This is a genomic window from Streptomyces canus (assembly GCF_030815415.1).
Taxonomy (GTDB): domain Bacteria; phylum Actinomycetota; class Actinomycetes; order Streptomycetales; family Streptomycetaceae; genus Streptomyces; species Streptomyces canus_F.
Genome location: NZ_JAUSWW010000002.1, coordinates 69,291 through 92,963, shown reverse-complemented (window position 1 = coordinate 92,963; position 23,673 = coordinate 69,291). Strand labels below are relative to the sequence as shown.

The window sequence follows — 23,673 nt, the reverse complement described above, 5'->3', positions numbered from 1 at the left end:
ACGGCCCTCAGACCTCGTTCTCGGAGGGCTCGGAGGGCTCGGAGGACTCGGTGGTTTCGGAGGGCTCGGTGGTTTCGGAGGACTCGCCGGACCGCACCCGGGCCAGCTTGTCCGGGTTGACCACGGCGTAGATGCCGCGCACCTGGTCGCTGTCGGGGCTGAGGTCCATGACCAGCACCGCGTACGGGGAGTCCTCGGAGAACACCACCGCCGACGGGTCGCCGTTGACGTGCCGGTAGTGGATGTCGAGGTCCTTGGGGGTGCGTCCCGCGTAGCCCGCGAGCAGCCGGCAGACCTTCTCCCGGCCGATGACCGGACGCAGGCCCGCGGTGCGGACCTTGCCGCCGCCGTCGGTCCACATGGTCACGTCCGGTGCCAGCATCTCCATCAGCAGACCGAGGTCGCCGCCGAGAGCGGCGTCGATGAACCGCTCGGTGACCCGCTGCTGGACATACGGATCGGCCTGGTAGCGGGGACGCCGCGCCTGTACGTGGGCGCGGGCCCGGTGGGCGAGCTGGCGCACCGAGGAGGGGTTGCGGTCGAGGATGCCCGCGATCTCGGCGTGCGCGTAGCCGAACACGTCGTGCAGCACGAACACCGCCCGCTCCAGCGGGGACAGCGTCTCCAGGACCACCATCAGCGCCATCGACACCGACTCGCTCTGCAGCGCCCGGTGCGCGGGCTCGGCGACCGGCTCCTCCTCGGCGGCGCCCCGCGTCACCAGCGGTTCCGGCAGCCAGGGACCCACGTACGTCTCACGGCGTCGCTTGACGGCGGCCTTGCGGGCGAGCGCGTGGTTGACCGCGATCCGTACGAGATAGGCACGAGGGTTGTCGATCTCCTCGTGCGGGGAGCGGCTCTTCTTCGCCGACCACGACAACCAGGTCTCCTGGAGCACGTCGTCGGTGTCGGCGACCGTGCCGAGCAGGTTGTAGACGATCGAGAACAGCAACTCGCGGTAGCCGACGAAGACCTCCGTCGAGGCTTCGACGGAACTGGCCGTGTGGTCGCCTGCCTGGCTGTCGGACATGGTGCCTCCCTGTGACGAGCTCACACCCGAGACGCCTTTCGCCCGGGGATTGTGACATCACCCTCCGCGAATGTGATTCAGATCACAAAGAAGGCGATTCGTGTCACATCCGGCCATGGCCGATCCCTCTCATTCGCGAGGGCATCCCGGGCCGCGGGGCGTGGGGAGCTCGGCCGCAAGGGTCCGAACTCCCCACTCGCGACAGCGAGTTACCCCATCCGCCGACCGGCCGCGACCGGTCACCCAAGAAAGGCACGCACACCATGGCAGTCGCACAGCAGGCCCCGATCAACTTCGCCGTCATGTACGCCACGCACGACGCGTTCCGGCGCGACATGAGGCGGCTCGCCGCGGCGGTCGCCGCAGGCCGCTCCCAGTCCCCGGAGGTGCGCGACGGCTGGGCGAACTTCAAGCACCAGCTGCATGTGCACCACACCGTCGAGGACTCCGACCTGTGGCCGCGCGTCGCGGCCGCCGTCGCCGGCCGGCCCGCCGACCAGAAGCTGCTCGACGAGATGGAGGCCGAGCACGCCCAGCTGGACCCGGTCCTCGCCTCCGTCGACGACGGCCTGGCCCGCAACACCCCCGACCTCGCCGACCGCGTCGCCGAACTCATCCGGGTCCTCGGCGACCACATGAAGCACGAGGAGAGCGAGGCGCTGCCGCTCATCCAGGACGCCTGCACCACCAAGGACTGGGACGCCTTCCGCGGCGCGATGGCCCGCAAGCAGGGCCCCAAGGGCGCGGCCGTCTACTTCCCCTGGATCACCGACGAGCAGAACGACACCGACCGCAAGGCATTCCTGGACACCATGCCGGCCCCGGTGAAGGTCCTCAACAAGCTGTTCTGGGAGTCGAGCTACAAGAAGCGCCACCTGTGGGGCGTCTGACCCCCACGGCCCCCTGACGGGCCCCCTGGAGCACGCCCCTGCCGGCGACATCCCCCGCCCCGGCAGGGGCGTTCCCATGCCCTGCGGGGCCGCGCCCCGCAGGGGCGCGGGGAACTGCGCGACCAGCCACATCGGACCCGTAGCCGCAAGCCGACAGAACCTCCCGAGCTCCTACGCGCTCTCTCCTGTTCAACCTGATGCCCCTGCCAAGCCCCACCGGCAGGGGCATCGCCATGCCCACCCCATCCACCACTGCCAATCCCCGAAGGGACCCCCTCATGAGCTCCTCCGCATTCGCCCTCGCCGACCTCAAGCGCATCCTCCTCGAGGGCGCCGGCGCCGACGACGGCATCGACCTGGACGGCGACATCCTCGACCTCGACTTCGAGTCGCTCGGCTACGAGTCGCTGGCCCTGCTGGAGACCGGCGGCCGCATCGAGCGCGAGTACGGCATCGCCCTCGACGACGACGTCTTCACCGACAACCGCACCCCCCGCACCCTCATCGCCGCCGTCAACGAGCTGCTGTCGCCGGCCGCCACCGCCGCCTGATTCGACCGGACCCAGGGAGAAGCCACCATGCAGCAGGACCAGCGCGTCGCTCTCGTCACCGGCGCCACCAGCGGAATCGGCCTCGCGGCCGCCCGGATCCTGGCCGCCGGCGGCCACCGCGTCTTCATCGGCGCCCGCACCGCCGAGAACGTCACCAGCACCGTCAAGCAGCTGCGCGAGGAAGGCCTCGACGTCGACGGAGCCGCCGTCGACGTCCGCGACTCCGACAGCGTCACCGCGTTCGTCACCGCCGCCGTCGAGCGGTTCGGCACCGTCGACGTGCTCGTCAACAACGCGGGCCGCAGCGGCGGCGGCGTCACCGCCGACATCGACGACGAGCTGTGGGACGACGTCATCGACACCAACCTCAACAGCGTCTTCCGCATGACCCGCGCGGTCCTCAACGCCGGCGGCATGCGCCACAAGGACCGCGGCCGGATCATCAACATCGCCTCCACCGCCGGCAAGCAGGGCGTGGTCCTCGGCGCCCCCTACTCCGCGTCCAAGCACGGCGTCGTCGGCTTCACCAAGGCGCTCGGCAACGAGCTCGCGCCGACCGGCATCACCGTCAACGCGGTCTGCCCCGGCTATGTGGAGACCCCGATGGCGCAGCGCGTGCGCCAGGGCTACGCGGCCGCCTACGACACCACCGAGGACGCCATCCTCACCAAGTTCCAGTCGAAGATCCCGCTCGGCCGCTACTCGACCCCCGAAGAGGTCGCCGGCCTGGTCGGCTACCTCGCCTCCGACACCGCAGCCTCCATCACCGCACAGGCGCTCAACGTCTGCGGCGGTCTCGGCAACTTCTGAGGGCCTGCCCGGCGGATCACGCCACAGACGCACGTGGGGCCCCGCACACCCTTCCCCGGAGCGTCCCGCTCGCCCGCATCAACGAGGTACCGCCCGTCTCCTGCAGCCTGATCCGCCGGACAGGCCCAACACCCCTGCCCCTGAAGGGAGTTCAGCCATGACGCTCCGCGAGGTCGAGCACACCGTCGACGTCGACGCCCCCGCAACGGCCGTCTACCGCCTGATCGCCGAGGTGGAGAACTGGCCTCGGATCTTCCCGCCCACCATCTTCGTCGACCGTGTCGAAGCCGACGGTGACAGCGAGCGGATCCGTATCTGGGCCACCGCCAACGGCGAGCCGAAGAACTGGACCTCGCGCCGCACCCTGGACGCCGAGGGCCTGGTCATCACCTTCCGCCAGGAGGTCTCCACCCCGCCGGTCGCCGCGATGGGCGGCACCTGGATCATCGAGCCGCTCACCGAGTCCACCTCCCGGGTGCGGCTCCTGCACGACTACCGGGCCATCGACGACGACCCCAAGGGCCTGGCCTGGATCGACGAGGCCGTCGACCGCAACTCCCGCTCGGAGCTCGCGGCACTGAAGACCAACGTCGAACTCGCCCACGCCACCGAGGACGTCACGTTCTCCTTCGAGGACTCCGTGACGATCGACGGCGCCGCCAAGGACGCCTACGACTTCGTCAACGAGGCCGGCCTGTGGCCCGAGCGGCTGCCGCACGTGGCCACCGTCCGCTTCGAGGAGCCCGCCCCCGGTCTGCAGAGCCTGGAGATGGACACCCGCGCCAAGGACGGCTCCACGCACACCACCAAGTCGTACCGGGTGACGTTCCCGCACCACAAGATCGCCTACAAGCAGGTCACGCTGCCCGCGCTGATGACCCTGCACACCGGCTACTGGACGTTCACCGAGGCCGCCGACGGCACCACCACCGCCTCCTCCCAGCACACCGTGGTCCTCAACACCGCGAACATCGCGAGGATCCTCGGCGAGGACGCCACGGTCGCGGACGCCCGCGCGTACGTCCACGGCGCGCTGAGCACCAACAGCCGCGCCACCCTGGGCCACGCCAAGGACCACGCCGAGAACCAGCGCTGACCATGGTGTACCAGCGGCTGGAGGCCGACGTCGTCGTCGTGGGCGGGGGACCGGTCGGGCTGATGCTCGCCGGTGAACTCCGCCTCGGCGGCGCCGACGTCGTCGTACTGGAGACCCGCGAGGCCCCGACGACCGAGTCGCGGGCCTCGACCCTGCACGCCCGCACCATGGAGATCCTCGACAGCCGGGGCCTGCTCGAGGCCTTCGGCACCCCGCCGTGCGAGGTGCGCGGGCACTTCGGCGGCATCCCGCTGGACCTGACCCTGCCCAGCACCCGCCCCGGGCAGTGGAAGGTCCCGCAGACCGAGACCGAACGCCTGCTGCAGGACTGGGCGGCCGGACTGGGCGCGCGTGTCGAGCGGCGCCACACCCTGCGCGCCCTGCGCACCACCGGCGAGGGCGTGGAGGCGGTGGCCGCCGGTCCCGGCGGGCCGGTACGGATCCGGGCGGCGTACCTGGTGGGCTGCGACGGCGAAAATTCGACCGTACGCCGTCTGCTGGGCGCCGACTTCCCCGGCGAGGACGCGCACCGCGAGCTGCTGCGCGCCGACGTCGCCGGCATCGACGTACCCAACCGGCGTTTCCAGCGCCTGGAACGCGGCATGGCGGTGGCCGCCCGGCGCGGCGACGGCGTCACCCGCGTGATGGTGCACGAGTTCGGCCGCGAAGCCCAACTCCGCACCGCGGAGCCGGACTTCGCCGAGGTGTGCGAGGTCTGGCAGCGGGTCACGGGGGAGGACATCACGTCCGGCACGCCGCTGTGGGTGAACTCCTTCGGCGACGCGAATCGCCAACTGTCCGTCTACCGGCACGACCGCGTCCTGTTCGCCGGCGACGCCGCCCACCGCCAGATGCCCATCGGCGGCCAGGCCCTCAACCTGGGCCTCCAGGACGCGGTGAACCTCGGCTGGAAACTGGCCGCGGTAGCCACCGGCAGGGCCCCGCAGCCCCTCCTCGACACCTACCACGACGAACGGCACGAGGTGGGCCGCAGAGTCCTCGCCAACATCAAGGTCCAGTCCCAGCTGCTCCTGGGCGGCCCGGAATCCAACTCGACCAGGGCCCTGTTCGCTGAACTCCTGCCCTCCGAGAAGGTCCGCACCCACCTGGCGTCGATGATCGCGGGCCTGGACATCAGCTACGGAGACCAGGGCGTACGCCTTCCCAGCACCACCCTGACGACGGGCGACCGCCCCTGCACGACAACGGAGTTGCTGCACCCGGCCCGCCCCCTGCTTCTCCTCCTGACCCCGAAGGCCGCTCCCTTCCACGAGCAGGCGGCCCCCTGGTCGGACTACGTCACCACGCTCACCGCCACAGCCGACCTCCCCGGCACGGATGCCCTCCTGCTCCGCCCCGACGGCCACATCGCCTGGACGTCCCCGAGCGACACCCCCCTGCCGGAGGCCCTGACCCACTGGTTCGGCCCGCCCACGACGGAACGCCCGACAGCCGACGACGCACGGAAGCCGAGTCTCGTACTCGCGCCCGAGTCCGTAGCCGCCGCACTCTCCACCTCCGAACCGGCAGCTGCCGACGGCGATTCCGTCCCACAGGGGCCACCCGCACCCGCACCCGAATCAACACGTCGCACGGGCGGTGCGGGTGGGACCCCCAAGGCCGACGGCGAAGCCGAGGCCGCCAACGACTCCCCGAAGGGTGACCCCATGAACACGAAAGACCACGCGCACGAGCGCTACGACGTGGCCATCCTCGGCGCGGGCATGGCCGGCGGCATGCTCGGCGCGGTCCTCGCCCGCAACGGCGTGAAGGTGCTCCTCATCGACGCCGGCACCCACCCCCGCTTCGCCGTCGGCGAGTCCACGATCCCGTACACCTCCGCCATGACCCGTATCGTCGGCGAACGCTACGAGGTCCCCGAGATCGTGCACATGGCGAGCTTCCGCGGCATCCAGGACCACGTCTCCCCGATGAGCGGCCGCAAGCAGAACTTCGGCTTCGTCTACCACCGCGAGGGCCAGGACCAGAACCCCGACGAGATCAACCAGCTGGTCGTCCCGGAGTGGCAGCGCACCGAGAGCCACCTGTTCCGGCAGGACACCGACGCCTACCTGTTCCACCTGGCCGTCCGCTACGGCGCGACCCCGCTGCTCGGCACCCGTATCACCGACATCGAGACGGGCCCCGACGGCGCGGTGCTGCGTTCGGACCGCGGGGTGGAGTACCGGGCCGAGTACCTGGTCGACGGCAGCGGTTTCCGTTCCCCCGTCGCCGACGCGTTCGGTCTGCGCGAGGAGCCCACCCGCGCCCGCCACCACTCCCGCACCCTGTTCACGCACATGGTCGGCGTCACCCCCTACGACGACGCCCCGTCCGCCGCCGGGCACCAGCAGCCCAGCCCCTGGCACCACGGCACCCTGCACCACGTCTTCGACGGCGGCTGGCTGTGGGTCATCCCCTTCGACAACCACGACGGCGCGATCAGCCCGCTGTGCAGTGTGGGCCTCACGCTGGACGAGCGGAAGTTCCCCAAGTCCCAGGACCTCACCCCGCAGCAGGAGTTCGACGAGTTCCTGGCCCGCTTCCCGCAGATCGCCGAGCAGTTCACCGACGCCCGCGCGGTGCGCCCCTGGGTGGCCACGGGCCGTCTGCAGTACTCCTCCTCCAGCACGGTGGGCGAGCGGTACTGCCTGACCGCGCACGCGGCCGGTTTCATCGACGCGCTGTACTCGCGCGGCCTGACCAACACCCTGGAGGTCGTCAACTCCCTGGCGTGGCGGCTGATCGAGGCCTCTCGGGACGGCGACTGGTCCACCGAGCGTTTCGAGTACATCGACCGGCTCCAGCAGGGCCTGTACGACGTCCACGACGACCTCGTCTACAGCTCGTTCGTCGGCTTTAAGCACTACGACCTGTGGAACGCGGTCACCCGGGTGTGGGAGTCGACGAGCATCATGCCGACGATGACCGTCGAGCGGGCCTACCGCCGCTTCATGGAGAACCGCGACGAGCAGATCCTCAAAGACCTGGAGCAGACCACCACTCCCGGTCTGCCGGCGCCGGTCGGCGAGGACATCAGTTCCCTGCTCACCTTGACCCGCAGCACCTGCCAGGCCGTCGAGGCCGGGGGGCTGGAGCCGGGGGAGGCCGCCGAGCTGCTCTTCGAGCAGTTGCGGGAGTCGAAGTTCCTGCCGGAGCCGTTCGCGCTGGGCGACCCGGACAACAAGTGCTTCGAGGCGACGCCGGAACTGCTCGGCCAGGCCCTGGACTGGGGCCGTACGAAGGCGCCGGAGCACATCGCCGGACTGTTCGGCTGACCACCATTCACGAGTAGGGGAGAGGAGAGACCATGGACGCCGACGTCATCATCGTCGGGGCCGGCCCGACCGGTCTGATGCTCGCCGGGGAACTGCGCCTGGGCGGCGCCCACGTCGTCGTGGTGGAACGCCTGGAGCAGCCCACCGGCCAGTCCCGCGGGCTCGGCTTCACCGCACGCGCCATGGAGGTCTTCGAACAGCGCGGTCTGCTGCCGTGGTTCGGGGACCTGGAGAAGGCCCCCATGGGTCACTTCGGCGGCGTGCAGTTCGACTACACCGTCCTTCAGGACGCGCACTTCGGTGCGCGTGGTGTCCCGCAGTCGCACACCGAGGACGTTCTGGAGCGGTGGGCGATCTCCCTGGAGGCGGACATCCGGCGCGGCTGGGAGTTCCTCGAGCTCGACGAGAAGGGCGACCACGTCGAGATCACCGTGGCCACCCCGCAGGGCGTCCAGCGCCTGACCGCCGCCTACCTGGTGGGCTGCGGCGGCGGCAGCAGTCCCGTGCGGCGGGCGGCCGGGTTCTCCTTCCCCGGCACGGACGCCACCCGCACCATGTACCTCGCCGACGTCGCCGGCTGCGATCTGCGCCCGCGTTTCCTCGGCGAGCGCCTGCCGGGCGGCATGGTGATGGCGGCCCCGCTCGGTGACGGGGTGGACCGCATCATCGTCGTCCCCGATGTCGAGCCCGGCCGTGAACGGGAGCGGTCGGTGAGCTTCACGGAGGTCGCCGACGCCTGGCAGGACATCACCGGCGAGGACATCAGCGCCGGCACCGCCCACTGGGTCAGCTCGTTCACGGATGCCACCCGGCAGGTCACCGAGTACCGGCGCGGCCGCATCCTGCTCGCCGGGGACGCGGCGCACGTCCATCTCCCGGCGGGCGGGCAGGGGTTGAGCACCGGCGTCCAGGACGCCGCCAACCTCGGCTGGAAGCTGGCCGCCGAGGTCCGCGGCCGCGCGCCCATCGGCCTGCTCGACACCTACCACAGTGAACGCCACGCGGCCGGTGCCCGTCTGCTGATGAACACCCACGCCCAGGGCATGCTCTTCGTCGGCGGCCCGGAGATGAGCCCGCTGCGCGAGCTGATGGGCGAGCTCATCCAGTACGACGACGTCAAGCGGCACCTGTCCGGTCTGGTCTCCGGCCTGGACGTCCGCTACGACGTGGGCGAGGGCACCCACCCCCTGCTGGGCCGGCGCCTGCCCCCGCGCACCCTGACGGGCGCCGAGGGTCCCGTCACCACGATGGAACTCCTGCACCCGGGCCGCGGCGTCCTGCTCGACCTCGCCGATGACCCGGCCCTGCGGGAGGCGGCGGCCCCGTGGCAGGACCGGGTGACGACGGTGACGGTCCGCCCGCAGGACACCGAACCCGTCCTGACGGCCACCACCGCCCTCCTGGTCCGCCCCGACGGCTACATCGCCTGGGCCACCGGCACCACGCCGGATGCGGCCGAACTGCGCACCGCACTGCACCGCTGGTTCGGTGAAGCGGGGGACAGCACATCGGGGAGCACGGCGTGAGCGTGGATATCCCACCAACGGGCGGGGCGTGCACGGCAGTTGACGCCCCGCCCGCCGCCGGGCCCCGCCGCGTCACGCTGGACGCGGCGGGCCTGCGCCTCTCGGCCCTGCTCGCCACCCCGCCCGGCGGCGCACCCCGCGCCACCGTCCTGGCCCTGCACGGCGGCGGCATGACCGCCGGCTACTTCGACGGCCGGGCCCACCCCGGCCAGTCACTGCTCACTCTCGGCGCCCGCCTGGGCTACACCGTCCTCGCCCTGGACCGCCCGGGCTACGGCGCCTCCACCCCCGACCTGCCGACGGGCCAGACCCTCGCCGAGCAGTCGGCCACGGTCCGCACGGCCCTCGCCCACTACGCGGCCACGCACGACCTGGGCGCCGGCGTGTTCGTCGTCGGCCACTCCTACGGCGGCAAACTCGCCCTGATGTGCGCCGCGGACGGCCTGACGGCACCCCTGCTGGGCGTGGACGTCTCAGGGCTGGGCCACCGTCTGGCCGTACCGGCACACGATCTGCCCTCGGCCGGCGGCCAGGGCCACTGGAAACACAACTGGGGCGCCCTGCGCCTGTATCCGCCCGACACGTTCCGCACCTGCCCCGTCGCGCCCATGCCCGAGCGGGAACGCGCCGAAGTACGGTCCTGGCCCGCTCGGTTCGCGTCGGTCGCCGCCCGGGTCCGGGTGCCTGTCCGGTTCACGTTCGCCGAGTACGAGAAGTGGTGGCGCCACGACGAGCACGCGTTGGCCGAACTGGCCGGGCTGCTGCCGCGCGCCCCCCGCGTCCTGGTGGAACGCCTGCCGCAGGCCGGCCACAACATCAGCCTCGGCTGGACCGCCCACACCTACCACCTGCGCGCCCTCGCCTTCCTCGAGGAGTGCCTCGCCGGGCACGCGGTCACCGGCACCACCGCGCCGCTGCCCGCGGCCGCCTGACAGCCCAACCCCCCACCCGCACGCACCATCACCGCCCCGCGCCCCCCTCGACGGAAGCGACACGTCCATGAACCACACCAGCACTCCGCTGTTCGTACGGCCACCCGCACCGTCCGCGCTGCGCGCCATGGACCTCGACGCCCGCACCCGGACGATCGTGTCCTGGCTCTGCCGGGAACTGGCCCACGTCCTCGACGTGCCGCCGGCCCACCGGGTGGGCCCCGACCGGCCTTTGCGCGCCCTCGGCGTGGACTCCCTGACGGCGCTGTGCCTCAAGCGCCGCCTGGAGAACGAGCTCGACGTCCGGATCAAGACGCACGACCTGCTGCGTGACGACACGGTCGGCGAGATCGCCGCCCTGCTGGCCGTATCGGTGGCCGTACCCGCCTACGGGACGGCGCGATGAGCCCAGTACGCTCCACCGCCCCACTCCTGCGCACCGTCCCCCGGCTGAGTGTCGACACGCACCAGGTCCACTTGTGGGTGATCGGCACCGAATGGGCGGGCGAGCACCCCGAGCACATGGTCACCAGTGAACTGGACGACCGTGAACGAGAACGGGCGGCGGCGTTCGTCCGCCCCCTGGACCGCCTCACCTACCTGATGGCGCACATCGCGCTGCGCCGCCTGCTGTCCGCCTACACCGGCATCCCGCCCGCCGGGCTCCCGCTCGGCCGGGACACCTGCCCGTGCTGCGGCGGCCCGCACGGCCGTCCCGTCCTGCACGGCACGGGGCTGCACTTCTCCCTCTCCCACAGTCACGGCATCGCCCTGATCAGCATCGCGGACGCCCCCCTGGGGGTGGATGTCCAGCGGGTGCCGACGCTGGAGACGGTCGAACTGTGCCTGCCGGAACTGCACCCGGCGGAACAGCGGGAACTGCGGGCGCTGCCCGACGCCGAACAGCCCCTGGCGTTTGGCCGGTTGTGGACCCGCAAGGAGGCCTACTTCAAGGGCCTGGGCACCGGTCTGGGCCGCGAACTGAACTCGGACTACCTGGGCGAGCGCACCGACCCGGACGCTCCCGCCCGCCCGAGGGGCTGGCGCATCGAGAACATGCCGAGCTGCCCCGCGCACGTGGCCGCCGTCGCCATCGCGGCCCCCGCCGGCGCCGCCGGGCCCGACATCCTCGCCCGCCGACTGCCGACCGAGTGCCTCTACACCGACGACGCCACCGAACGGATCGCCGCCGAGCGGCAGGTCTGCCCCACCTGGGAGTGATGGCCATGCACACCACACCGTCCACCGCGGCGACGCTGGAACTGAAGGAGATCAAGGGCCGCATCCTCGAGGGTCCCGATCCCGCCGCCACCGAACGTCAGCACGCCAAGGGCAAGCTGACGGCCCACGAACGCATCGCCCTCCTCCTCGACAAGGGCAGCTTCACCGAGATCGAGGCCCTGCGCCGGCACCGGGCCACCGGTTTCGGCCTGGAGGACAAGCGGCCCTACACCGACGGAGTCATCACCGGCTGGGGCACGGTCGACGGCCGCACGGTCTTCGTCTACGCCCATGACTTCCGGATCTTCGGCGGCGCCCTGGGCGAGGCCCACGCCACAAAGATCCACAAAATCATGGACATGGCCATCGCGGCCGGCGCCCCCCTGATCTCCCTGAACGACGGCGCGGGCGCCCGTATCCAGGAAGGCGTCTCGGCGCTGGCCGGCTACGGCGGCATCTTCCGCCGCAACACCCTGGCGTCCGGCGTCATCCCGCAGATCTCCGTGATGCTCGGCCCGTGCGCGGGCGGCGCCGCGTACTCGCCCGCCCTGACCGACTTCGTCTTCACGGTCCGTGAGATCTCCCAGATGTTCATCACGGGCCCCGACGTCGTCAAGGCGGTGACGGGCGAGGAGATCTCCCAGAACGGCCTGGGCGGCGCGGACGTCCACGCCGCCACCTCCGGAGTCGCCCACTTCGTCTACGACGACGAGGAGACCTGCATCGCCGAGGTCCGCTACCTGGTCTCGATGCTGCCGTCCAACAACCGGGAACTCCCCCCGGAGACCCTCACCGAGGACCCTGCCGACCGCAGCTGCCCCGCCCTCCTGGACACGGTCCCGGCGGACGGCAACCGCTCCTACGACATCCGCACCGTCATCGAGGAACTGGTCGACGACGGCGAGTACATGGAGGTCCACGCGGCCTGGGCCCCCAACATCGTGTGCGCCTTCGCCCGCCTGGACGGCCGCACGGTCGGCATCGTCGCCAACCAGCCCGCCGCCATGGCCGGCGTCCTGGACATCAAGGCCAGCGAGAAGGGAGCACGCTTCGTCCAGTTCTGCGACGCCTTCAACATCCCCCTGGTCACCCTCGTCGACGTCCCCGGCTTCCTGCCCGGCGTCGACCAGGAACACGAGGGCATCATCCGCCGCGGCGCCAAACTCCTGTACGCCTACTGCAACGCCACCGTCCCCCGCGTGTCGGTGGTGCTCCGCAAGGCGTACGGCGGCGCGTACATCGTCATGGACTCCCGCTCGATCGGCGCCGACGTGGCGTTGGCCTGGCCCACGAACGAGATAGCGGTGATGGGCGCGGAAGGCGCCGCCAATGTCGTCTTCCGCCGGGAGATAGCGGCGTCCGACAACCCGGAGGAGACGCGCGCCCAGAAGATCGACGAGTACAAGCGCAACCTGGTCCACCCCTATTACGCGGCGGAGCGCGGCTTGGTGGACGACGTCATCGATCCCGCGGACACCCGCTTGTCACTCATCAGTGCGCTGAGGATGCTCGCTGCGAAGGACGCGTCCCTGCCCCGCCGTAAGCACGGCACGCCACCCCAGTGAAAGGCCACCGATGTCACCTCTCGAGCTGAAGATCGAGCGAGGCAACCCGACCCCGGAGGAGCTGGCCGCGGTCATAGCCGTCCTGCACCAGCGCCTGATGAGCACGCCTCCCCATGCCACGGAGGGCCGCCGACCACCCACCGCGGCCCGCTGGCACCGCCAGCAGCCCACCCCGTTCCAGCCCCGCGCCTGGCGCAGCATCCAGTTCCAGCGAGCAGCCTGACCCGCACGCCTCACTAGAGAAGGACTCGAAGATGTCTATAACGCAGGACGAGGCCGGCTTGGAAACCCTCTACCGCCAACTGCGGCTCCTCAACGACCGCCTGGAGCTCACCCAGCTCTGCGACCGCTACGTCCACCACCTGGACAAGGACCGCGGCAGCGACGCCTGGCTCGACAAGATCTTCACCGAGGACGTCCACCTGTCCTTCCCCTTCGGCGAGTTCAAGGGCCTGGAAGGCCTGGTCGGCTTCCAGCAGATGGCCCGTACGACCTTCGCCCGCACCCACCACATCAGCGCCAACCACACCGTGGACCTGGACGGCGACGAGGCCCGGGTGACCGCCCACCTGATGGCGGTCCACGTCCGCCAAGCCGACGAGCCGGCAGCGGACTTCACCATCGGCGGCCACTACGAGGCCGAAGCCCGCCGCACCCCGCACGGCTGGCGCATCCACCGCTTCGTCTTCGACCTGGTCTGGCAGTCGGGCGAGGCCCCGCGAGCCAAGGCGGAAGCCGCCTGAAACGCTCGACCAGGACTCGACCACGTCTGTGGAAGGCTGGCGGAGTGAGTGACTGAGCGCCCCACCACCCCGCAGCCGCCCTGGAGTTGTGAATGAAGCAAGGTCCGCTGTTCTCGATCGCCCGCTGGATCGGCCTGATCTTCGGCGGAGTCTTCACGGGCTTCCTGGTCTGCGTACTGGTCCTGGAGACCTCCCTGCGCGACTACGACGCCAAGGTCTACGCCCAGGTCCGCCAGGTAGAACTCGACTCCCTGGACACCCTGGCCTCCGCCACCCTGATCCCCACGATCATCGCCACGGCGATCCTGGTCTTTGGCGCCTGGAAGGCAAAGGGCAAAGACCTCTACCTCCCCCTGGCAGCCCTGGCCCTGCTCCTCCTGATCCTGATCCTGACGATCGTGGTGAACCTCCCGATCAACGCGGACCAGAAGGACTGGACGGTCACGTCCCCGCCGTCCGACTGGGCCGACGTGAGGGACAAGTGGCAGACGTCCCACGCGGTACGCACGGTCGCCTCACTGGTGGCCTTCGGGCTGCTGGCGTTCTCCGCGATCACGCACCGGGTCACCGGCACGGCCTCCGCCGCACCCGCCCCGGCCCCGCTCTCCACCCGCTCCTAGCCCCCTTCGCTCCCACAGCCGAACGCGCCCGGCCCACCAGCAGCAGCTGGTGGGCCGGGCGCGTTCGCGTGACCACCACACCGACGAAAGACGAATGAGGACGAGACATGACTGCCTACGTCATAGCCGAAGCCGAACTCAACGGCGACGGCGACCCACAGATGGTGGCCACCTACAGCGCCAAGCTGGTCTCCACCATCGAGCCCCACGGCGGCCGCTACCTCGTACGCGGCGCCCCCTGGCAGGTCCTGGAGGGCGAGAGCAAGGCCTTCACCGGCGTCATAGAGTTCCCGGACGCCGAAGCGGCCCAGCGCTGGTACGACTCTCCCGCCTACCAGGAGATCGTCCCCCTGCGCGTCCGCAACACCAAGGGCAGGATCCTGATCTTCGAAGGCGTGCAGGCCGCCTGACCCCACCTGCCTCCATGGCTCCCGTTGCGCCGGATCTCCCGGCGAAGCGGGAGCCTTTCTGCGTTTCCCGAAGACACCGCCATCACCGGCGTCACAGCTGCTCAGGGCGGGTTCACACCGCGCAGCTTGTCCGGGTTGAGCTGGAGCCGCACATGGCGCACCAGACCGTCCGACACCCCGAGCGACACGGTGCCGATGGTCTGGCCGCCCAGCGTGATGAGCAGCCCCGGCTCGGCGTTGATCGTGGCCGGCTCCAGGATCGCACCGGCCGACTCGGGCTTGGCCAGCACACCGAGCAGCCAGCGTGCGACGTGATCGGTGCCGTACAGCGGCCGGCGGGCTGCCGTGATCTTGCCGCCGCTCGTGCACGGCAGGCCGTGGCTCAGACACAGATCCAACCAGCGGGCCCCTGACCGGTGTCGAGGACACGGGCCGTCAAGCCGCACTTCCCGCGGACGGCGCATCGATACGCGGGCGAGGCGGTGATCCGGGCGCGTACCTGCTGTCCGGCGGGGGGAGGCGGGCGCCGGCGGCAGCGCGGCCACGTCGACACTGGCCTGCTCGAGCAGCTCGTCGAGGCTCATGCAATCCACGATGCCTCCTGGTGTGACTGAGCGCCGTACTTGGCCGGTCGGGCAAGTACGGCGCTCAGTGAGGTGCGTCAGCAGCGAGCCAGGTCGTAGGGAGCGGCCGATGAGATCACTGCCTGGTCGTTCCAAGGATCTGGTCGGCCGTTGCGAAGCGGTGCTCCGTCGGCTTCAGCACGTCGTAGAGGTAGCCGAAGTACTCCGTCTCCGCCGTTCCAGTGAGCACCGCCAGTAGGAAGGCAAGGCACCCCATGTCGTGGTACTCCCATAGGGGGCCGCGACCCTCGTTGTAGAGCACGGTCCAGTCATCGGGGTGCTGACCGGGCCGCGCGAGCCAGTACAGGAACGCTCCCGTGCCCTCCTCGAATGCCCACGGCAGGACCCTCGCCCCCGCCTCCTGCAGACCGGCGGGCTTGTCCTCGAACTCCCACAGGTCGGCCAGGATCTCGTGCCGTTGCGTCGTCTGCGCGTGCAGGTCGCAGTCGTCGTAGGCGGAGTCGGGGACGAGCAGCCAGATCGTCTCGTCGAAGATGCCGTCGCCGTATGTCTCGACGAGCTGCTTGTAGTCGGCGGGCAGAGCCAGACCGAGGCCGCGCTCGGCTTGCGCCCAGTCCACCGCAGGTGGCGGATGGGCGGGCGGCGGGCAGAGGCGGGCGAGCGCATCAAGGGCGGCCATGGAACGGACGCTACCGGGACACCAGCCGGTACCCGACGGGAGGGTCGACAGGCCGGGTGAAGATCGGCAGTTGAAGCCGGCCCAGGTACCGCTCGCCGGGGTGGTCCGCCCGAGCGATCGAGCGAGGTTGACGCTCCGTGTCGGCGATCTCTTGACCGGAGTGAGTGCTCACTCCGATACTTGCGTCCATGACGACCGCACCCAGTCGGCGAAGAGCACCGGCGATGGATCCCGACAGCCGCCGGGAGATGATCGTTCGTGCCGCGCTTCCCCTCGTGATCGAGCACGGCAGCGCGGTGACGACACGCCAGGTCGCCCGGGCCGCAGGGATCGGGGAGGGCACCATCTTCCGCGTCTTCGCGGACAAGGAGGAACTCCTGGACGCGTGCGTGGCCGAGGCGCTCAGTCCTGCCCACGCCCTCGACGAACTCGCTCTGGTGTCCATGGATCAGCCGCTTGCCGACCGGCTGACCGAGGCTGCCTCGGCGCTGCACGCCCACCTGGACCGGGTCGGCGCGGTGGTCGGGGCGCTTCATACGACGGGCGGGCGCGGACGACGTGGCCGTCCCGGCAGCTCAGAGGCCCAGCCCGATCGTGCGGCCGGCACCCTGCCCGTGCGAGAGGCGCTGGCCGAACTCTTCGAGCCTGAGCGGGAGTCGCTGCGGTTGCCTCCCGAGCAGTCGGCATTGATCTTCCTGGGTCTCCTGTTCGCCGGGGCCGGCAGGCCGCCAACCGGAAGCGAGCCGACGGATCCGGCGCCGCCGTTGCGAGTGCGCGACCTCGTCGACGTCTTCCTGCACGGCGTCCTGTCCCAGCCAGTCGAGATCTGAGAGACAGAGCATGTCCATCACGCTGAACCACACCATCGTTCCAGCCGTCGACAACGAGGCAGCAGCGCGCTTCTTCGCCTCCGTCATGGGACTGGACTATCGAGGCGCGGACCGGCATTTCGCGCCGGTACAGATCAACGATTCCCTGACGCTGGACTTCATGTCCGTCGAGAATCCGGTCGGCCACCACCTGGCCTTCGACGTGGATCCGTCGTCCTTCGACGGGATCCTCGCCCGGCTCAACTCCGCCGGGGTGCCCTACGGCAACGATCCCGGCGAGCCTGACAACGGCCGGATCGACCACCCGCTGTGTCCTCGCGGCCTGTACTTCACCGATGACGCCGGAAATCTCTTCGAGGTCATGTCCCCCAGGTAGCGGCCATCCGGCTTTGTCGGCGGTAATGGCCGGCGCGGGCTCGGGCTCGATGGCGCCGCCAGGCGGACCAGCTGAGCCGGGCCGTGATCGGGCCGGACAGCGACAGTGACGCAGTACTAGGCAGGCGCGGCCGTACGGTCGAGGCGCTGCCGCTGGGAGTCGGTGAGCCGGAGGTCTGCGGCAGCGAAATTCTCCTCCAGATGGGCGAGCGAGGCGGTTCCGGGGATCGGCAGGACGACCGGGGAACGGGCGAGCAGCCAGGCGAGCAGGACCTGGGGGGCGGTTGCGCCTAGTTCGGTGGCGACGGTGGCGAGCGCGGATGCCTGGCCGGAGTCGGCTGCTGCGGCGACGGGGCGCCAGGGAAGAAAGGCGATGCCAGTGGCCTCGCATGCCTCCAGAACCGACTCGTAGTCTCGGTCGAAGAGGTTGTAGCGGTTCTGTACGCTCGCGATCTCGGTGGTCTGCCGGGCCTCGGCGAGCTGCGCTGGGGTGACCTCGGACAGCCCGATGTGCCCGATCTTCCCTTCCAGTTGGAGTTCGCGGAGCGCCCCGACCTGTTCGGCGACCGGAACCTTCGGGTCAATGCGGTGCAGCTGCAGAAGGCCGATGTACTCGGTCCGGAGCCGGCGCAGGCCCTGCTCGACCTGCTCGCGCAGGCTCTCCGGCCGTGCGTCGTACGCCCACCCTTCCGGCCCGGACTGGGTGACCCCGACCTTGGTGGTGATCAGCAAGTCGTCCGGGTATGGATACAGGGCCTCGGCCAGGAGTTCCTCGTTGGCGCCCCATCCGTACATGTGGGCGGTGTCGATCAAGGTGACGCCCAGCTCGACGGCGCGCCGGGCTACCGCGATGGCGGCTTCCCGCTCAGGGCCGGGCCCGGTCGGCAGGCGCATGGCGCCGAACCCAAGCCGCGTTACCCGGTATTCGCCTCCGATGGAGAACGTGCCCGCCGTACCCGGAGTGTTCGTTGTGCTTGAAGTCATCGGTCTCCCCCTCACCAGCCCGACGATACTTGGGACCGCCTCATGCGGGTTCCTCGACACACCTAGGGCGTGATGGCGTTCTGGCAGGTCACAGGGTTGTTTGCGGCCTGGCGAGGGGCTTGAGCAACAACTGTGGCGGCTCCAGGATCGGGTCACCCCAGTCCCTCCCCCGAGGGGCCGGAGCGCGCCGGCGACACCCGCACCGCCGCGACCGCTGACCCATACGTCCTCCCAAGGAGCTCATCAGTGCTGACCTGGTTCAGTGGGCGCCCGTTCCAACGGGTGCCGATACGGACGCTACGGACGCTGCTCATCGCTGTACTGGTCGCCGCCGTGGCCGCCACGATCCTGGACGCCAGGGCACCGGCCCTCAGGGCCGCCCAGCCCAAGATCTCGGCCACGCAGTTCTGCGACGACTCGGTCAACGCGATCGAGGCCGCGTACGGCAAGCCGCCCCGCACGGTGACGACCGAGCCGGTCGTGACCGTGCAGGCCGCCTCGTACTCGCTCGACGCCCAGCAGACGAAGATCGTGGCCGTCAAGGAGAAGGAGGCCGCCGCCGACTGCGTGAGCAAGATGCACAAGGCGACGCAGGCCGGCTGGTCCTATCTGACCGCACGGGCGGTCGAGATCGCCGTGGACGCGGTGGTCACATTCCTCGCCTCCACGTTGATCTGCTCGCTCACCGGACCGGTCGGCTGCAAGTGGGGCGTGCGTATCGCGTCGTTCACCGGCGGCTTCATAGGCGCCCTGGCCTTCCAGTACCTGACCGACGGCTACCTCAACTGGAAGAGCGTCGGAGGCGCCTTCTTCGACGCCACGGTCTCCATGCTGGCCTTCTCCGGCCTCGACAAGCTGGACGAGAAGTACGTCGGCCAGGGCGTCAGGGCCACGTTCAAGGAGATGGGCAACCTGCTCAAGACGGTGGGCAACCGCATCGGCAGTGTCGGACCGGCGATGACCGGCGCCATCCAGAACACGGTGAACTACCTCATGGGCCACAACTTCGGTGCCTTCCCGATCGCCTACACCGGCGGCGGGTCCGTCGAGCCGGTCATCGCCGAGAAGCGGGGCCAGCCCATCGCCAACGGCCTGCAGTTCCGCCTCCCCCACAACGCCGCCGGCTCCACCGTGCACGACGACCTGTACTCGGGCAGCTGGAACTCGCCGCACTACAACTGGGACATCGCCGAGACGACGCACACCAACAAGGACGGCGCGGTCGGCTACCTGATCGGCCAGGGCAACTCCTGCCTCGGCTACACCTCCTCCGGCTACGCGGTCCTCAAGACCTGCAACTACAACGACCACACCCAGTGGTGGTTCGCCGACGGCGACGAACTGATGGCGGACACCGGCCAGTGCATGGCCGAGGTGGAGAACACCCAGTCGCGCCACATGGGCCGCTGTGACGGGCTGAACGTCCGGGCGAACCCCCAGAACTGGGACGACCAGTTCATCGTGACCCCGCCCGGCGGCACCTTCATCCCGGACACCGTCGGCAACTGGAAGAGCCACCTGTCCTACTACGAGCACGCGTGACAGCACCACGCCGCCGAGTGCGGTGAAGCATGAGGCCCGGGCCGGTGACCGATGTCACCGGCCCGGGCGTTGTCCGATGCCAGTCGGTTCCGTCATAGTCCGGAAGCACCATCTTTTGTTGCTTTTGGGGAGCTTAGATTGGGTCGTCCCGAGCGCCCGGTGGACCCGGACGCCGGTCCGGTCCAGCGATTCGCCCACGAACTGCGGCTGCTGCGCCAGAAGGCGGGCAATCCGTCGTACCGCGAGATGTCCCAGCACACCGGTGTGTCGGTGACGACACTGTCCCGGGCCGCGGCGGGTGAGCGGCTCCCGTCGGCGGCGGTGACGCGGGCCTACGCGCGTGCGTGCGACGCGGACCCGGGCGAGTGGGAAGCGCGCTGGAAGGAGGCCGCGGAGGAGGCCGCCGGGGTCCAGGCGGCGGCCCGTGACGTCGCGGGCACCGCCGAGGACGACGCGAAGTCGCCGTACCGGGGGCTGGCCCGCTTCGAGCCGGGTGACCGGGAGCTGTTCTTCGGCCGTGACCGTCCGGTGTCCGAGCTGCTGGAGCTGGTGCGGGAGCACCGGTTCGCCGCCGTGTTCGGGGCCTCGGGCAGCGGCAAGTCCTCGCTGCTGCGCGCCGGGCTGATCCCGGCCGTCCAGGAGGCGGCGCAGTGCCTGGGACGTCGGACGGCACTGCGGATCCTCACTCCGGGAGAGCGCCCGGCGGCCACGTACGGCCCTCTGCTGACGCCGAAGGACGATGACCCCGACACCTGGCTGATCATCGACCAGTTCGAGGAGGTGTTCACCCTCTGCCGGGACCGGGCCGAGCGCACCCGCTTCATCGACCTGCTGCTCACGGCCAAGGACCCGGACTCCCGGCTCCGTACGGTGATCGCGATGCGCGCCGACTTCTACGGGCGGTGCGCCGAGCACCCGGAACTCACCGACGCGCTGCGGCGCTGCGGCCTCCTGGTGGGGCCGATGAGCCCGGCGGAGCTGCGGGAGGCGGTCACCGGCCCTGCCACCGCGGCCGGACTCGTGGTCGAACGCGAGCTGACCTCGCGTCTCGTCGAGGAGGTCGTCGACCAGCCCGGCGCGCTCCCGATGCTCTCGCACGCGCTGCTGGAGACCTGGCGCCGCCGCCGCGGCCGCATCCTCACCCTCGCCGCGTACGAGGCGGCGGGCGGCGTCAACGGCGCGATCGCGGCCACCGCGGAACGCGCGTACGGCACGTTGACGCCCGCCCAGGAGGGCGCCGCGCGCCGGCTGCTGCTGCGGTTGATCGCGCCGGGCGAGGGCACTCCCGACACCCGCCGCTCGGCCACCCGCGCGGAACTGGACGAGTGGTCCGACCCCGAACTGCCGGTGGTCGTCGAGCGGCTGGCCGCCGCCCGGCTGCTCACCCTCGACGGCGACACCGTGGAACTCGCCCACGAGGCGCTCATCACCAGCTGGCCGCGGCTGAGCCGATGGATCGACGAGGACCGCGTCCGGCTGGTCGCCCACCGCAGGCTGGCCGAGGACGCCCGCGCCTGGCTGGAACTGGGCCGCGACCAGGGGGCCCTGTACCGGGGTGTACGCCTGGAGCGCGCTGCGGAACTCTTCGCGCCGGGCGAGCGGTCCCCGGGGGAGCCGTCGCCTGACGCCCGGCAGGAGCACCTCACCTCGGCCGAGCGCGCGTTCCTGAACGCGGCTCTCGCCGCACGCGACGCGGAGCGGCACGCCGTCGCCCGTACCAGGCGGCGGACCCGGCGCCTGGCCGCCACGCTCTCCGCGCTGCTCGCAGTGGCGCTGGTGATCAGCCTGGTCGCCTGGCAGCAGCACGGCACTGAGGTGCGGGACGAGGAGGACACCGCGGCCCGGCGGGTCGCCGCGGTGTCCGACACCATGCGGACCACGGATCCGCGGACAGCGATGCTGCTGAGCCTGGCCGCCTGGCGGATCGCGCCCCTGCCGGAGACACGTGCGGCCCTGCTGGACGCCCTGGCCCAGCCCGAGCGGGACGCGTTCACCGATCCCGCGCAGAGCGACACGGCCTCCCGCTTCCTCGTCCGCTCCGGCCGTGTCCTGCTGAGCGTCGACGGACGGACCTGGCGAACCTGGAGCACCGTCACCCACCGGGCCATCGCCTCCGGGCGGCTGCCGGCGGGCACCTCGGGAACGTGGGCGGCCAGCCGCGACGGCAGGCTCCTTGAGCTCGACGGCGACTGGGGCGAGCGGCTGTGGGACCTCGCCTCGGGCCGCTGGGCCGGGCCGGCGGCGGTCTCGTCGCAGTACCTCGTCTCCTTCGTCGCCGACCCCCGGAGCTATCTCGTAAGCGCCATCGAGCAGCCGCGGCAGCAACTGCGTGCCGTCTCGGACGGCCGACTGCTGTTCGAGGCCCGGACGGACAGCGAGACGAACGTGGCCGCCACGGCGGACGGCCGGCTGGTGGCGGTCTGCCCCGCCGACGGCCCCATCCAGGTCCGCGACCTGGCCTCGCACCGCGACCTGGCGGGTGCCTGGACGAGCGCGGGCGCGAACACCTGCGGCGACGACAACTCCCGCGTGGAGTTCGACCCCCGCGGCCACCTGCTCGCGGCGGTCTCCGAGACGGACGTACACGTCTGGGACACGGCATCGGGCCAGCAGGTCGCGGACATCGCCTACCCGGACGCCGCGTCCGTGTCCTTCAGCGGGGACGGCGGTTTCCTGGCCGCCTCCGGCCCTGCCGAGCTCGCCGTATGGCGGCTCTCCGCGCCCGATGCTCCCGTCTTCCGCCACTCCCTCAACGACCAGCGGCCGCAAGGCGCCATCGCCTGGGACCCCGACCGGCCCGAGTTGCGGTACCTCGAAGGGGGCACGGTGCACACGCTCGCCCTGGGGCCGGCGACCACCTCCGCGTGGCGTGGCATCCCGCTGGGCGCCGCGCTGCTGAGCCCGGACGGTCGTACGCTCGCAACCGCCGAGCAGTCCGACAGCGGCTACGCGTTCCGGCTGCGGGACACGGGCGACGGCCGCCTGCTCCGTACGCTGCCCGCCGCCCCTCCTCCCGCCGTCGACGGCGGAGCCGGACCGGCGGCGACGGACGCCGTGCCGCTGCCACTGCTGGCCTTCAGCCCGGACGGCACGGCCTTCGCGTACGGCCTCTCCGCGCCGGGCCGCGGCGCCTCGGCGCAGTCGCTGGCCCTCTGGGACCTCGCGCGTGGTCGCATCCGCACGACGCTTGCCCTGGCACCGTCGCCGGCCGCCGCAGCGGTGGAGCTCATCGCCCTCAGCCCCGGCGGACGGCTGCTGGTGACCGTCCGCGATCAGTCCGACGGCCAGATCGGCGAGACGTGGGACACCACGACCGGCCGAAGGACCGCCGTGCTCGGCGACATGAACCCCACCGCGCTGGCGTTGCGGCCGGACGGCCGTCTGCTCGTCACCGGCGACCGTCTCACCACCCTGCCCTCCGGGGCAGGTACGGCGCGAGCACTGGGCCTGGGAGAGGAGATCGAGACGGTGGCCTTCAGCGCGGACGGCTCCCGGGCCGGGGTCGGCGACGCCTCGGGGCGCGTCGCCCTGTGGGACGGCGACCTCACCCACCGACTCGGCGTCCTGCCCAGCGTCTTCCCCGTCCCCCCGGCGAACGGCTCCCCGGAAGCCGTCAGCGCCCTGGCCTTCAGCCCGGACGGCGGCACCCTCGCCGTCGCCGGCGACTCCGGCTCGCTCCAGCTGTGGGACACCGCCGACCAGCAGCCCCTCGGCAGCGGCCTCACCACCCCCGGCGAGGGCATCGTCTCCCTCGCCTTCACCCCGAACGGCGCGACCCTCCACGCCAGCAGCCTCCACGTCCCCCTCCAGCGCTACCCCGTCACCCCCTCCTACGCAGCCGACCGGATCTGCGCCCGCACCGCAACGACCCTGTCCCCGGCCCAGTGGCGCACCTACATCCCCGACGCCTCCTACCGCAGCGTGTGCCGGGCGAGTGGTTGGGGCGGGGACGGGTGAGGGTGTGCCTCGGGGGATCGGGGCGCCGTTCTTGTGTGCTCGTGGGCCAT

Annotated in this window: 22 protein-coding genes; 18 read left to right on the top strand and 4 right to left on the bottom strand. The window is 71.0% G+C overall.

Annotated elements, in window-relative coordinates:
• Window positions 1-7 precede the first annotated feature (7 nt).
• Window positions 8-1,030 carry an RNA polymerase sigma factor SigJ gene (sigJ, locus tag QF037_RS49615; protein ID WP_307038129.1) on the bottom strand — a complete coding sequence of 341 codons (1,023 nt, stop codon included), beginning with the start codon at window positions 1,028-1,030 and terminating at the stop codon, window positions 8-10.
• 263 nt (window positions 1,031-1,293) lie between these two features.
• Here sigJ and QF037_RS49610 point away from each other — a divergent pair, with 263 nt between their 5' ends.
• The 14 genes from QF037_RS49610 to QF037_RS49545 all read left to right on the top strand — a co-directional run bounded on the left by QF037_RS49610 (window position 1,294) and on the right by QF037_RS49545 (window position 14,672).
• Window positions 1,294-1,920 (top strand): hemerythrin domain-containing protein, encoded by a 627-nt coding sequence (locus tag QF037_RS49610; RefSeq protein WP_307038128.1) that lies wholly within the window; start codon window positions 1,294-1,296, stop codon window positions 1,918-1,920.
• A gap of 278 nt (window positions 1,921-2,198) precedes the next feature.
• On the top strand, window positions 2,199-2,471 hold the full coding sequence (locus QF037_RS49605; RefSeq protein WP_307038126.1) for an acyl carrier protein: 273 nt from the start codon (window positions 2,199-2,201) through the stop codon (window positions 2,469-2,471).
• Between the two features lie 27 nt (window positions 2,472-2,498).
• On the top strand, window positions 2,499-3,281 hold the full coding sequence (gene fabG / locus QF037_RS49600; RefSeq protein ID WP_307038124.1) for a 3-oxoacyl-ACP reductase FabG: 783 nt from the start codon (window positions 2,499-2,501) through the stop codon (window positions 3,279-3,281).
• Window positions 3,282-3,438: 157 nt separating this feature from the next.
• A complete protein-coding gene (locus QF037_RS49595; protein WP_307038122.1) occupies window positions 3,439-4,377 on the top strand; it encodes an aromatase/cyclase in 939 nt (312 codons plus the stop codon).
• Window positions 4,378-4,379: 2 nt separating this feature from the next.
• Window positions 4,380-7,655: an FAD-dependent monooxygenase gene (locus QF037_RS49590; protein ID WP_307038119.1), complete on the top strand. Its 3,276-nt coding sequence runs from the start codon at window positions 4,380-4,382 to the stop codon at window positions 7,653-7,655.
• A 32-nt stretch (window positions 7,656-7,687) separates the two neighbouring features.
• The gene (locus QF037_RS49585; RefSeq protein ID WP_307038117.1) at window positions 7,688-9,181 is read left to right on the top strand and encodes an FAD-dependent monooxygenase; all 1,494 of its coding nucleotides are present in this window, start codon (window positions 7,688-7,690) and stop codon (window positions 9,179-9,181) included.
• 2 nt (window positions 9,182-9,183) lie between these two features.
• Window positions 9,184-10,113: an alpha/beta hydrolase family protein gene (locus QF037_RS49580; RefSeq protein WP_373464018.1), complete on the top strand. Its 930-nt coding sequence runs from the start codon at window positions 9,184-9,186 to the stop codon at window positions 10,111-10,113.
• A gap of 67 nt (window positions 10,114-10,180) precedes the next feature.
• Window positions 10,181-10,519, top strand: a complete 339-nt coding sequence (locus tag QF037_RS49575) for an acyl carrier protein (protein ID WP_307038115.1) — start codon at window positions 10,181-10,183, stop codon at window positions 10,517-10,519.
• Window positions 10,516-11,334, top strand: a complete 819-nt coding sequence (locus tag QF037_RS49570) for a 4'-phosphopantetheinyl transferase family protein (RefSeq protein ID WP_307038113.1) — start codon at window positions 10,516-10,518, stop codon at window positions 11,332-11,334. Before QF037_RS49575 ends, QF037_RS49570 begins: the two co-directional genes overlap by 4 nt.
• A gap of 5 nt (window positions 11,335-11,339) precedes the next feature.
• Window positions 11,340-12,899 carry an acyl-CoA carboxylase subunit beta gene (locus tag QF037_RS49565; RefSeq protein ID WP_307038111.1) on the top strand — a complete coding sequence of 520 codons (1,560 nt, stop codon included), beginning with the start codon at window positions 11,340-11,342 and terminating at the stop codon, window positions 12,897-12,899.
• A 10-nt stretch (window positions 12,900-12,909) separates the two neighbouring features.
• The gene (locus QF037_RS49560; protein ID WP_307038109.1) at window positions 12,910-13,122 is read left to right on the top strand and encodes an acyl-CoA carboxylase subunit epsilon; all 213 of its coding nucleotides are present in this window, start codon (window positions 12,910-12,912) and stop codon (window positions 13,120-13,122) included.
• Window positions 13,123-13,153: 31 nt separating this feature from the next.
• A complete protein-coding gene (locus QF037_RS49555) occupies window positions 13,154-13,642 on the top strand; it encodes a nuclear transport factor 2 family protein (RefSeq protein WP_307038106.1) in 489 nt (162 codons plus the stop codon).
• A 92-nt stretch (window positions 13,643-13,734) separates the two neighbouring features.
• Window positions 13,735-14,262, top strand: coding sequence for a DUF1772 domain-containing protein (locus QF037_RS49550; RefSeq protein WP_307038104.1), 528 nt, complete (start codon window positions 13,735-13,737; stop codon window positions 14,260-14,262).
• 107 nt (window positions 14,263-14,369) lie between these two features.
• Window positions 14,370-14,672 (top strand): DUF1330 domain-containing protein, encoded by a 303-nt coding sequence (locus QF037_RS49545; protein ID WP_266834946.1) that lies wholly within the window; start codon window positions 14,370-14,372, stop codon window positions 14,670-14,672.
• Between the two features lie 101 nt (window positions 14,673-14,773).
• Here QF037_RS49545 and QF037_RS49540 read toward each other — a convergent pair whose 3' ends face one another.
• Complete coding sequence (locus tag QF037_RS49540; RefSeq protein ID WP_307038101.1) at window positions 14,774-15,256, bottom strand: hypothetical protein; 483 nt, start codon at window positions 15,254-15,256, stop codon at window positions 14,774-14,776.
• Window positions 15,257-15,371: 115 nt separating this feature from the next.
• On the bottom strand, window positions 15,372-15,935 hold the full coding sequence (locus QF037_RS49535) for a hypothetical protein (protein WP_307038099.1): 564 nt from the start codon (window positions 15,933-15,935) through the stop codon (window positions 15,372-15,374).
• Window positions 15,936-16,123: 188 nt separating this feature from the next.
• On the opposite strand from QF037_RS49535, the gene QF037_RS49530 reads away from it, so the two are divergent.
• Together QF037_RS49530 and QF037_RS49525 are read left to right on the top strand one after the other, a co-directional pair.
• Window positions 16,124-16,765, top strand: coding sequence for a TetR/AcrR family transcriptional regulator (locus QF037_RS49530; RefSeq protein ID WP_307038096.1), 642 nt, complete (start codon window positions 16,124-16,126; stop codon window positions 16,763-16,765).
• Between the two features lie 10 nt (window positions 16,766-16,775).
• Window positions 16,776-17,141, top strand: a complete 366-nt coding sequence (locus tag QF037_RS49525) for a VOC family protein (protein ID WP_307038095.1) — start codon at window positions 16,776-16,778, stop codon at window positions 17,139-17,141.
• Window positions 17,142-17,257: 116 nt separating this feature from the next.
• Here the strand turns inward: QF037_RS49525 and QF037_RS49520 are convergent, their stop codons facing one another.
• Window positions 17,258-18,124, bottom strand: coding sequence for an aldo/keto reductase (locus tag QF037_RS49520; RefSeq protein ID WP_307038093.1), 867 nt, complete (start codon window positions 18,122-18,124; stop codon window positions 17,258-17,260).
• Window positions 18,125-18,370: 246 nt separating this feature from the next.
• Between QF037_RS49520 and QF037_RS49515 the strand changes: the two genes are divergently transcribed.
• Window positions 18,371-19,666 (top strand): hypothetical protein, encoded by a 1,296-nt coding sequence (locus tag QF037_RS49515; RefSeq protein ID WP_307038091.1) that lies wholly within the window; start codon window positions 18,371-18,373, stop codon window positions 19,664-19,666.
• Window positions 19,667-19,804: 138 nt separating this feature from the next.
• Entirely contained in the window at window positions 19,805-23,623 is a 3,819-nt protein-coding gene (locus QF037_RS49510) for an nSTAND1 domain-containing NTPase (protein ID WP_307038089.1), read from the top strand.
• The last annotated feature ends 50 nt before the right edge of the window (window positions 23,624-23,673 follow it).